Below are 11368 nucleotides of genomic sequence, written 5' to 3' on the forward strand. Positions count from 1 at the left end.
TGCGGGGACAGGATTTGAACCTGCGACCTCCGGGTTATGAGCCCGGCGAGCTACCGAACTGCTCCACCCCGCGGCGACTCATACAACTATACAGACCCCAAACCGGGCATGCAAGCCAAAAACGCGATTTGTAACCAAGCACACAAAAATAGGGGCTGTTGGGTAGAAAGCAGTTGGGTAGAAAGCAGTTGGGTAGGAATAGGGGCTACGGGGCAGTGCCAGGGGTAGAACATACAGGAACGGGGTGGAAGTGAATCACTTCCACCCCGTTCCCGCAGAGATGTTCCCGCAGAGACCGCTAGAGCTAGTCGGTAGGAGCCGTATCCAGTGCAGGCCCCGGATCTAGAGCGAGGACGCTAGACCCGTGGACATCCGATCCCTGAGCATCCGGTATGCGCTACTCCCCCGCTGTCTCTTAGGCTTAGCGAGAAGCCGAGGCGCTGGGCTTAGCGCTAGCCGCTGCGCTCGGAGCCGCCGAGGCACTGGGCGTTGCCGATGCAGAAGCCTTAGCGGACGCCGCGCTCTGCGCCTCCTCGGCCTCCAGAGCCTTCTTCACGGCTGCCTCCAGACGCTTCTGAGCCTCACCGTATGCAGCCCAGTCGCCCTTCTTCATCGCCGCATCAGCATCGGTCATCGCCTTCGAAGCATCCGTCAGAGCCTGCTTCAGCTCCGAAGACTGCGAAGCCGAAGAACCTCCGGTCGAAGCACCCGAGGTACCCGAAGAACCAGACGCCGAAGCCGAGGGGCTAGCCGCCGAACCGTCCAGCTTCGCGCCCGAAGAGCCACCGAACACCTGGTTCAGCGCCTCCTCCAGAGTCGGAGCGAAACCGACCTTATCGCCGAAGCTCACCAGCACACGCTGCAGACGCGGGTACTTAGCGTCACCGCTCGACTGCACGTACACCGGCTGAACGTACAGCATGCCGCCGCCCACCGGCAGAGTCAGCATATTGCCGTTAATAACCTCAGAGGAACCGCGGCGTAGCAGGTTCAGCTGGTTCGACACCTCAGCATCAGAGTTGAAAATATTCTGAGCCTGGCCCGGGCCCGGAACCACCGAAGAACGCGGCAACTCCAGCAGACGCAGCTTGCCGTAGTCGGCGCTACGCTCGCCGTCCTTACCGGTACCGGCATCACCATTAGCCGCCAGGAAGCCGTACATCACGTTACGAGAGTTCGAATCGCTCTGCTGAGGAATGAACGTGGTCGTCAACGAGAAGTGCGCACGAGAATCGCCGGGCATCTGCAGGGACAGGTAGTACGGCGAAATCGGCTGGTTACGATCATTAGTCGGGTCGTTCGGAATCGACCAGACATCGTCACCGGCGTAGAAGCTATTCGCGTTGGTCACGTGGTACTTATTCAGCATGGTGCGCTGAATATTGAACATGTCAGTCGGGTAACGCACGTGGCTCATCAGCGAAGCGTTCATCTCGCGGTAGCTCTTCACCGTGCCAGGGAAAACACCCTGCCACGCCTTCAGCACCGGATCCTCCTCATCCCACGCGTACAGGGTCACCGAACCGTCATACGCGTCCACGGTAGCCTTCACCGAGTTACGGATGTAGTTCACCGAGTTAGAACGCTGAGCACCCGCAGCGGTTGCCGCATCCTGGGAGCTACCCTGCGCATAGGGGAACTGATCGCTCGTAGTGTAAGCATCCACAATCCACTGCACGCGGTTATTCACAATCGCCGGGTACGGCTTAGAATCCACGCTCAGGTACGGCGCCACCTTACGCACACGATCGAGCGGGTTGCGTTCGTACAGAATCTGCGAACCCTCACGCACCGCGTCCGAAAGCAGAATGTCAGAGGACTGGAACTTAATCGCGTAGGACAGACGAGCCAGCAGCGAATCAACGCGAGGACCACCATAACCGGCGAAAGTGTACTTCGCATCGGAGGTGTTGGTTTCCTCAGCAGAGAGCGGACGGTCCAACTCCAGGGTGTCGCCCTTACCGCCCACAATCGAATACTCCGGCGAGCTCATGCCAAAGTAAATACGCGGCTCATAATCCTCGCTCAGGGTACCGGTCGCCTTAATACCGGACTGCAGGAACTTCGGGTTACCCGCAGAATCAACCTGGTTACCGTACGCGGCAATCACACCGTAACCGTGGGTGTACACCACGTGGCGGTTATACCAAGAATCGCCGCTGGTCTGCGCCGGGTTCAGCTCACGAGCCGCCAACACCGTATCCTGCGTGGTGTTACCCACCGCATAGCGGTCCACCGCCAGCTGCGAATCAAAACGGTAGTACGGGCGGAACTGCTGCATCTGCGCAAACGCCGAGGACACAACATTCGGATCCAACAGACGGATATTCGCAATGGTCGCGCTCGAAGAGCTCAACGCACCGGCGCGGGTATCAATCGTCGCGTCATACGGAGTGGTCTCAATCTTGTCCAGACCGTACGCGTAACGGGTCGCATCAATATTGCGCTGAATGAACTTCGACTGAGCACCCTGCTCATTCGGAACCACCTGGAAACGCTGGACAATCCACGGGTACAGGCCGCCAGCAACCACGGCAACAATCACCAGCATCGCGGTGCTAATCAGCGGCAGACGCCAACGATTCATCGAAGCCGCCACCACGAACATAACAGCCACCAGCAGAGCAGAAATCGCCAAAATAGCGTTCACCGGAATCGACGAATTCACGTCCGTGTACATGGCGCCAGCCCAGCGACCCACCTGCTGCTGAGTCGACGAATAACGATCCAACCAGAAGCTCACCGCACGAGTCAGCAAGAACGCAGCCGCCACAATCGCAGCGTGACGACGGAACGCCACGGTAGTACTCACACCGCCAGGCTGCACCTTAATACCGCCGTAGAAGTAGTGCATGAACACGCCCGCGAGCGCCGACAGCACCACAGCGGAGGTCAGCAGAGTCGCCACCATGCGGAAGAACGGCAACGCAAACAGGAAGAACCCGTAATCCAGACCGAACTCCGGGTCAGTCTTACCGAAGGACTGCTGATTGAAGAACAGCGCGACGGTGCTCCACTGAGTCATCGTCGCCGAAGCAATAAACAGACCCAACAGCAGCGGAACCGCAACCAGCAGAACCTTACGCGCCTTATCCACACTCTCGTGGTAGCGGCGCATGCTCTCCTCAGCACGCTGCTGACCAAACACGTCACGCAGCATCTGCTCGGCAGCATCCGTACCGCTCGTCGGCACGCTCTGGTCCGGCTTCGGCGCCTCCTGCGGCTCCTTCTCGGACGCCGGCGCCACATCAGCATGACGGACCGCGTAGGACATCGAAGCCCACAGCGGCACAGCAATCACCACGGCAGCCACCACAAAAACGGCTACCTTCAACAAAATCTGGGTAGTGAACACGGTGCTATAACCCAGCTGATCAAACCACAGCCAGTCCGTGTACACCTGGGACGCACCCACAAAAGCAGCAATAAGCACCGCCACCACAGCAATCGTTGCCTTCAGGGGGCTACGGCGCTTGGGGGCAGGCTTCGTCGGCTTGGGATGCGCGGTGTTATTGGTCGACTCAGACACAATTCCTCGCTCATCATACGTTCAGAGAAAATAACTGCCTTTAAGTATCTCAGAGGTCAAGCAGAAGGGCAGAACCTCGTAGAAGCTCGGGGCGAAATATGACCGGGTTGAGAGGTTTTGGGCGCGAAATGATGAGGTGAGGGGCGCTGGTGAGGACAGAGAAAAGGACGCAGAACAGCCCCGGTACCGTAAAGTACCGGGGCTGACTTCTACGTTATATGGGTTAGATCCTCGCGGAGAGAAACGTTACGTTAGGAACCGCAGCGGGGCAGGGAATCATCCGGGGTACCGGACTTAATCGCCTCCACCGTCTTCACCGCCTCATCCAGGGTCGACACCGGAACAACCACCATCGTGCCGCGCACCTGACCGGCGTGATAGTAGTTGAACAGGTCGGGGTCCTGCGCCTGCATCTTCACAATCGAATCGCAGTTCTCCTTAGGCGCCAAGAAGTAGCGCGCGCCGTAACGACCCGTCGCAAGAATCTTGTACTTGATACCGCCAATTGCGCCGACCTTACCGTCAGCATCAATCGTGCCGGTACCCGAAATGTAGCTGCGGTACGGGTCGCCTCCGGCGTCCTCATCGGCGAGCAAAGTACCCTCGCTCAGCTTATCGACCGTACCCAGCGCCAGCATCAGACCCGCGCTCGGGCCGCCCACACCGTCCAGGTTGTACTGCACGTGCGCCGGCAGGTCATAGCTCTGCTTCAGGCCAGCGCCCAGAATCCAGCGGCTATCGTCACTGGAACGAACCGGGGTCAGCTTAAACGTCTGCTGCGTGCCGTCACGTTCCACGGTCACGTCAAGCGGCGAACCGTTCGAGGCGTTCACAGCCTTCGGAACATCGGTGAGGGTCTCAATCTGCTTCTCCCCCACCTTCACGATGCGGTCATCAGCCTTCAGAGCGCTCGCCGCCGGGGAACCCTCCACCGTGGAAAGCACCTGAACCTTCTCGGTCACTGCCATCTTCAGCTGGCGCATCGCCGCGACCTTCGCCTGAGTCTGCGAATCAGCCATCTGCGCGCCGGTCGCCGCCGTCGCCTGCTCATGGCTCACATGCGGGTACAGGGCATCGGTCGGCACCACGAGGCTGCGGTTACCGTCAAACGCCAACCAGCCGTAGAACGCCTCCGCACCGGACAGCTCCGTGTACGGGCCACCCGAAACCGACACCGTGGTCATGTTCATCTTGCCGAACGTCTTATAGCTGGGCGCACCAGAAACCTCAATGACGTCCTTCTCCTGGTACGTTCCGAGCACATCAAAGAGCGGGCCGGGGCCCTCCTTCACATAGGAACTGGGCAGAACAAAAGCACCAGCCAGCAGGGCGCACGTCGCCACAGCGCTCACCGAACGCAGGTTCACGCGGCGCGGCGCAAAACGCGAACGGCGCTTAGCCGCCTTCTCATTACTCTTCACGCTCGCGGAGGCGGCGTTCGACTGCCGCTCAGCATCAGGGGTGGACTTAGTCATGGTTTCTACAGTACCGGATAAACCTGCTTTTCAACACGCGGGCGGGCACCGTTACCCCGCTAAAAATAGAGCCCCAGGAGGCGTTTACGTTCCGACCCGCACCGCGCTTTGTCAGCACCGCACGGTGACAGCGGCACGAAAAAACTCCCAAACCCCGGCCCCAAAGACAAGCTTGTGAGCCCTTAGCTGATTAACCCGCTTCCACAGCAATGGCACGGGAAATTCTCAGCAAAAATCGGTAGGCTGGACAGCGAGCGGGCCAGCTACGCCCACCCCCGGATTACGAAAGGCTTCTACATGTCTGAGAACCCCACCGGCGGCGCCTCCAACGAGCGCGACCCCCTCGAAGAATTCATTAAGAAGATGCAGGAGCAGGGCTTCGACCCCTCCGCAGGGGCAACCGGCCAGGGCGGCAAGGGCGCCTCCTCCAACGCACAGAACCCCTTCAGCGCGCTCTTCGGCGAAGGCGGCCAGAACCCCTTCGGCATCAGCATCGACCCCGAAGACCTGAAGAACATGGGCATGAGCTTCGACCCCGCCATGATGCAGAGCATGTTCGCGCAGGTACAGGCAATGTTCTCCGGCGCGGGCGCATCCGACAGCCCCAGCGGTGTGAACTGGGACAACGTGAAGAACCAGACCCGCCAGATGCTCGCGTCCATGGGTGAAGACCCCTCTGTACCCGAAAACCTCAAGCGTGCCGTAGAAGACGCGGCGAACCTCGCCGACCTCTGGCTGGATGCGGTGACCACCATTGAACGACACAACCACCCGGTGCAGGCATGGTCCAAGGCCGAGTGGGTTGAGCATTCCTTCGACTCCTGGCGCGAAATGGTCGAGCCGGTCGCAGCCGAAGTCACCCAGTCTATGGTCATGCCCGGCGCACCCGAAGACGTACCCGAAGAGATCTCGCAGATTCTCAACAGCGGCTTCTTGAACAACATTGGTTCCGTAATTTTTGGTGCGCAGATGGCGCAGGCGCTCGCGCAGCTCGCCGGTGAAGTGTACTCCTCCACCGACGTGGGCTTCCCCCTCGCGCCCGGTTCCTCCGCTCTGCTGCCCAACGGCTATCAGCAGCTCGCCGACAGTATCGAGGTGCCCCCGCAGGAGGTCCTGCTCTACCTTGCCGTGCGTGAATCCGCGCTGATCCGTCTGCACAAGGCAAACCCCTGGCTGCGCGAAGACCTGGTCCAGCTCGTGGCGCGCTACGCCCGCGGTATCCGTGTGGACATGAACCGCATGCAGGACGCCGCATCCCAGGTGGACATGAGCAACCCCGACGCCGTACAGGAAGCATTCGAAGGCGGCATGTTCAGCCCTCAGCGCACCGAAGACCAGGAACTGGCGGTACAGCGTCTGGAGGGTCTGCTCGCCCTCATCGAAGGCTGGGTATCCGTCGTAACCGAGGACGCAACCCGTAACCTGCCCAAGGCACCGCAGCTGACCGAAATCATGGCGCGCCGCCGCATCGACGGCGGCCCCAGCGAGCAGGTCTTCGAGAACCTGGTCGGCCTGGAACTGCGCCCGCGCCTGGTACGTGAAGCACAGCAGTTCTGGCGCTGGTACGAAGAATCCCACGGCATTGAGGCACGCGACGGCCTCTGGGACACCCCGGAGACCCTGCCCACCCCCACCGAGCTGGAAGACTTCACCGCATACGATGCGCGCATGAACGAAATCAGCCTGGACGACGTGGACTTCGACTCGGAGCTGCAGAAGCTGCTGGACGGCGGCTTCGGCGACGCGCCCGAAGAAAAGTAAAGCTGAGCGAAGTAACGCTGAGCGGCGAAAGTAAATAGCTGACACTCGAGCGGGGGTGGCTTGTGAATGTACAAGTCACCCCCGCTCGAGTGTTTCGTTTGGTTTTTGATTCTTTGATTTTCGGGAAGCGCGTTAGCCGGTTGGATTTTAGCTGGCTGGATTTTAGTCCGCGCTGTTTTCGCCGCGCTCACCCTCAGCACGCGAGCGCCCCAGCGCGTACCCCTCCAGGTAGGCCTGCGCCCGCAGCAGCTGCGGGTAACGCGACTCCAGGGCACGGAACGCCGCCGAATGGTTCGGCTGCAGCAGGTGGCAGAGCTCGTGGTGAATCACCGAATCCAGCACGTACTCCGGTACGCCCTGCAGCTCCGAGGAGATGCGGATCTGCGTGTTCGCGTAGGTTGCCGAGCCCCAGCGCTGACGCTGGTTGCTCACCCAGCGAATCGACAGCTTCTCCAGCCTGCCCGAGGCAACCAGCTCCGGCAGGTGCTTCTGCGCCAGGTGCAGGGCGCGGGAGCGCAGGTACTCGTCCGTGACCGTCAGCTGCGTGGCACGTTCACGGCGGGCGGCACGACGCTGAATGCGCGGCAGCAGGCGGGCAATATGCTCGTCAATCTCTTCGCTCGTGCTCGCGGCGGGAATGAGCAGGCGGTAGGCGGGGTTGCCGTGCGCATCCTCCCCGTCGCGCTGCATGCTGATGGTGCGGGTGCGGCGCGCCGAGCGGACCAGCTCAATCTGCGGGCGATCCTCGGTGGCGGGCAGAATTTCACGCTTAAAACGCTGAGCCATAATCTCCTCTTCCCTTCGACGAACGGCGGGGCTGGCTATACGACGAGCCAGCACTCTCAGCCCTGCGGCGGCGCTTCGCCGGATCAATATCGTCCAGGAAACGCGAACGCTTACGCTGACCGCGACCGCCCACGGTGCGGGTCATCGTCCAGGTCAGCCACAGGTACTTGCGGGCGCGCGTAATGCCCACGTACAGCAGGCGGCGCTCCTCATCCACCTCGTCCGGGGTGGTCGCGAAGGTAATGGGCATGAGGCCCTCGTTCAGGCCGCACAGGAACACGGCGTCCCACTCCAGACCCTTAGCCGCGTGCAGGGAAGCGAGGGTTACGCCGTTGACCTGCGGTGCGTCGTTGAATTCGCTACGGTGGTTCAGGGTCGCCACGACCTCGTGCATGGTCAAAGGTAGCGGCTCGGGCACGCCCGGGCGCGGGTTCGCTCGGTGCTCCTGAAGCTGCTCTTGGCGGTGCTGCGCCATCATGTCCACCATGTGCACCAGGGCGGCGAGGGACTCCCACTTCTGGCGGGTGGCGCCTCCCGAAAGGGGGCCCTCCTCCTTGTAGCCGAGGCCGCTGAGCACATCGCGGGTGTAGCGGGTGACGTCCTCAGTACCGTCCGTGGACTTCGCCGAACCGCGCAGGGCAAGCATCGCCTGCTTGACCTCGGGACGTTCAAAGAAACGCTCCGCGCCGCGCAACTGGTACGGAATGTGGGCGGCAGCCAGCGCAGATTCAATCGCCGCCGACTGCGCGTTCGTGCGGAACAGCACCGCAATCTCAGAAGGCGGCACGCCGTCCTTCTCAATCAGGTCGCGGATGTCCTCGGCAATGCCGGTAGCCTCCTGCTCATCATCCGCGTAACCGAACCACTCCACATCCACGCCGGGGCCGCGCTGAGACATCAGCTCCAGCGGCGGCGCCCACGAATGCGGGCTCGAATCCGGATGCGGACGGCGCGCCGCCAACAGGCGGTTCGCCAACTCCACCACCTGCGAATGGGAACGGTAGTCGCGGGTCAGCTTCACCGTGTGCGCGCCACGGTACCGGCGCGCAAAATCCAGCAGGTAACGGCTGGTCGCACCGGTAAAAGAGTAAATCGTCTGGGAGGCGTCGCCCACCACGCAAATATCGTCGCGGCCACCCAGCCACACATCCAGCAGACGCTGCTGCAGCGGGGAGACGTCCTGGTACTCGTCCACCACAAAATGGCGGTACTGGTTGCGGACGGTCGCAGCGAGCTTCTCGTCCTCCTCCAGCATGGCGATGGTCAGCAGCAGCACGTCCTCAAAATCGATGAGGTTACGCTCATCCTTCAAATCCTCATACGCCTGGAAAATACGCTGCATATTCTGCGGGGTAATCGCCAAGGGCAGCTGCTTCTCGCTCAGGCGCTGCATGATGGTGTCCGGGGTGAGCAGCTGAACCTTCGCCCACTCAATCAGCGACGCCAAATCACGCAGCAGGGAACGGTCCGTACTGATGCGCAGACGGTTCGCCGCCTCCGTAATGAGCGTTGCCTTATTCTGCACGATGGACGGGAACGTACCACCCACCACCTGCGGCCAGAAATACGCCAGCTGACGCAACGCCGCCGAGTGGAAAGTACGCGCCTGCACGCCATGCGCACCCAGCTGATGCAGGCGGGTACGCATCTCCTCCGCCGCGCGCAGGGTAAAGGTCAGGGCGAGTACGCGCGGGCCCTGGTAGCGACCGATCGCAATACCGTAGGCGATGCGGTGCGTAATCGCGCGGGTCTTACCGGTACCAGCACCAGCCAGCACGCGCATGGGGCCGTCCAGCTCGGTGGCGACCGCACGCTGATCAGGGTCAAGCCCGGCAAGAATATCGTCTGCGGAGATCATATGCTGAGGCTGCTGAGGTGTGGCGGTCATAATGCTCCATCAGTAAGGCGGGCGGTGCGGGCAGGCGGCGTGCGCTCGCGCTGGACATATGGATATGCGGGCGCGCGAGGCGGTGATAGCCGGTCTTCCATTGTATTCTCCCAGACTGTGTTCTCCAGACCCGCCGCGGCTTCTTAGCTGTTGCTTTCGTTCAGGGCGTGAGGAACCAGGGCGTGAGGAACCCGCCTGTTTGGATGCGCACGGTTAGAAGCTCAACGAAATGCGCAGGAATACGCAGACAAGCACGTTTAGGCTTGTCCGCAAGTATCTTCACCACTTGGCATAAAGATCCCAAAAACTACTAAACGGCACACATTGGTTTGGTAACCTTAACCCGTGACTTTATCTCCCCTTCAGCTAGCAGCCATTGTCTCCGCCGGAGTGCCCGGGATTTACCCCGTTGGCGCCGAACCGGTCCGCGAAGACAGCGACGACTTCGACTCGGCCATCATCGCCGACTCTACCGGTCGCCGCTGGCGAGTCTGCGCCCCGCGCCGCCCCGACGCCAGCATGCGCCTGGAAGCTGAACACCTCATCCTGCAGTCATTCAGCCCCGGCCTGCGCGCCCGACTGCCCTTCGCCGTGCCCACCGTCGCTGGCACCGTACCGTACGCGGGCGGCAACGTATTCGTGTACACGCACATCCCCGGCACCATCTACGACGTAGACCAGCTCGCCGAGCTGAGCCGCCGCGAAGTTGCGGCGAACCGCCCCTCCCTGGCGTCCATCATCGCCAAGGACATTGCGACCCTGCACGTGATGCCCGAAGACATTATTTACGAGGCTGACCTGCCCTCCTACTCTTCGGAGCAGATTCGCCTGCGCAAGAACGCCGAGCTCGAGCGTGCCGCCGCAACCGGCAAGGTACCCGCCGACCTGCTCGCGCACTGGCGTGCCGTGCTCTCCCCCGGCCCCATGTGGCAGTTCCGCCCGCGCGTGGTCCACGGTGACATGGGCGCCGAGAACCTCGTGCTACATGTGACTCCTACGGAGGCGCGCATCGTCGAGGTCACCGGCTGGTCCGAGGTACACGTGGGCGACCCCGCGCAGGACTTCGCCTGGCTGTACTCCTGCCAGGACATTGACTTCACCGACGAGGCAATCGAGGTGTACCGCCAGCAGATGCCTCAGCTGCCCGACGCCTACCTGGCGCAACGCGCGAACTTCTACGCAGAGTTCGCAATCGCCCAGTGGCTCACCCACACCGTGGAGGTTGGCGACCGCGACGGCGCAACCCACGCAGTGTCCATGCTCCTGGACATTCAGGACGACCTGCGCGCCTCCGGCGAACTGCTCGGACAGGAGGAGGTCGGCCCGCTGGTCGGTCCCGCCGAGTAGATATTGGTCGGTCCCGCCGAGGAAGCTCATAAGGTAAGTAGCCGCCAGGTTGTTGTCAGCCAGGGTGTCACCTGCCGCATAGGTTTTTCAGTTCAGCTAGGTTTTCGGTTCAGCTAGGTTTTCAGTTCAGCCCCGCAGTACTGCACTGCGGGGCTGAACTGTATCTACTGGGTTGTATATCCGCTGGGTTGTATGTCCGCTGCCTCGCACCCGGTGAAACCAGCTCTCCTGACTGTCTGTCAAACCGACGGGATGATGCCTATAAGGGCTAGTGGAGGGGCTTTAGTGGGCTTTTTATCAAAATTTCTTTAAGTGTTTCCCCTCACCTTTTGAGCACCAGTTTTGCATTTTTGTGCATGAATGACTCAGATTAAGGCTGAGACTTGAAGGTGCGCCAAAGGTGCCATTCACAATATTTCCCGGGCGCAAATACGCCGCAAACCCACATAAACCAACTTTTGACTCCAAGAGTCCACAGAGCCTCAACTTCACCTTGAACCATGCTCAAAATAGTGCATCTTAGGGTAAAAACTTACCCTGTAGATTTTTTCAAAAACTCCTGGAATACTTTTGCTGTGCCGC

6 protein-coding genes and 1 tRNA gene are annotated in these 11368 nt (G+C 61.0%); 2 read left to right on the top strand and 5 right to left on the bottom strand.

The window, feature by feature from the left end; genetic code table 11:
- The 3 genes from HMPREF2527_RS07915 to HMPREF2527_RS07925 all read right to left on the bottom strand — a co-directional run bounded on the left by HMPREF2527_RS07915 (position 1) and on the right by HMPREF2527_RS07925 (position 5004).
- Positions 1-73, bottom strand: a tRNA-Met gene (locus HMPREF2527_RS07915).
- 348 nt (positions 74-421) lie between these two features.
- Positions 422-3529: a UPF0182 family membrane protein gene (locus HMPREF2527_RS07920; RefSeq protein ID WP_070507599.1), complete on the bottom strand. Its 3108-nt coding sequence runs from the start codon at positions 3527-3529 to the stop codon at positions 422-424.
- Between the two features lie 251 nt (positions 3530-3780).
- Positions 3781-5004, bottom strand: a complete 1224-nt coding sequence (locus HMPREF2527_RS07925) for a YlbL family protein (RefSeq protein WP_070507600.1) — start codon at positions 5002-5004, stop codon at positions 3781-3783.
- A 297-nt stretch (positions 5005-5301) separates the two neighbouring features.
- Here HMPREF2527_RS07925 and HMPREF2527_RS07930 point away from each other — a divergent pair, with 297 nt between their 5' ends.
- Positions 5302-6765, top strand: a complete 1464-nt coding sequence (locus HMPREF2527_RS07930; protein WP_070507602.1) for a zinc-dependent metalloprotease — start codon at positions 5302-5304, stop codon at positions 6763-6765.
- Positions 6766-6927: 162 nt separating this feature from the next.
- Here HMPREF2527_RS07930 and HMPREF2527_RS07935 read toward each other — a convergent pair whose 3' ends face one another.
- Together HMPREF2527_RS07935 and HMPREF2527_RS07940 are read right to left on the bottom strand one after the other, a co-directional pair.
- Positions 6928-7551: a M48 metallopeptidase family protein gene (locus HMPREF2527_RS07935; RefSeq protein WP_083294478.1), complete on the bottom strand. Its 624-nt coding sequence runs from the start codon at positions 7549-7551 to the stop codon at positions 6928-6930.
- Positions 7535-9439 (bottom strand): ATP-dependent helicase, encoded by a 1905-nt coding sequence (locus HMPREF2527_RS07940; RefSeq protein WP_070507604.1) that lies wholly within the window; start codon positions 9437-9439, stop codon positions 7535-7537. The genes HMPREF2527_RS07935 and HMPREF2527_RS07940 overlap by 17 nt, the downstream gene beginning before the upstream one ends.
- Before the next feature lie 345 nt (positions 9440-9784).
- Between HMPREF2527_RS07940 and HMPREF2527_RS07945 the strand changes: the two genes are divergently transcribed.
- Positions 9785-10786, top strand: a complete 1002-nt coding sequence (locus tag HMPREF2527_RS07945; protein WP_049358995.1) for a phosphotransferase — start codon at positions 9785-9787, stop codon at positions 10784-10786.
- The last annotated feature ends 582 nt before the right edge of the window (positions 10787-11368 follow it).

The sequence above is a fragment of the Rothia sp. HMSC071B01 genome (assembly GCF_001808945.1).
Classification (GTDB): Bacteria; Actinomycetota; Actinomycetes; order Actinomycetales; family Micrococcaceae; genus Rothia.

Coding starts and splice junctions, on each gene's coding strand:
- HMPREF2527_RS07940 (WP_070507604.1), bottom strand. CDS start 9,439: ATGACCGCCACACCTCAGCAGCCTCAGCATATGATCTCCGCAGACGAT.
- HMPREF2527_RS07930 (WP_070507602.1), top strand. CDS start 5,302: ATGTCTGAGAACCCCACCGGCGGCGCCTCCAACGAGCGCGACCCCCTC.
- HMPREF2527_RS07925 (WP_070507600.1), bottom strand. CDS start 5,004: ATGACTAAGTCCACCCCTGATGCTGAGCGGCAGTCGAACGCCGCCTCC.
- HMPREF2527_RS07935 (WP_083294478.1), bottom strand. CDS start 7,551: ATGGCTCAGCGTTTTAAGCGTGAAATTCTGCCCGCCACCGAGGATCGC.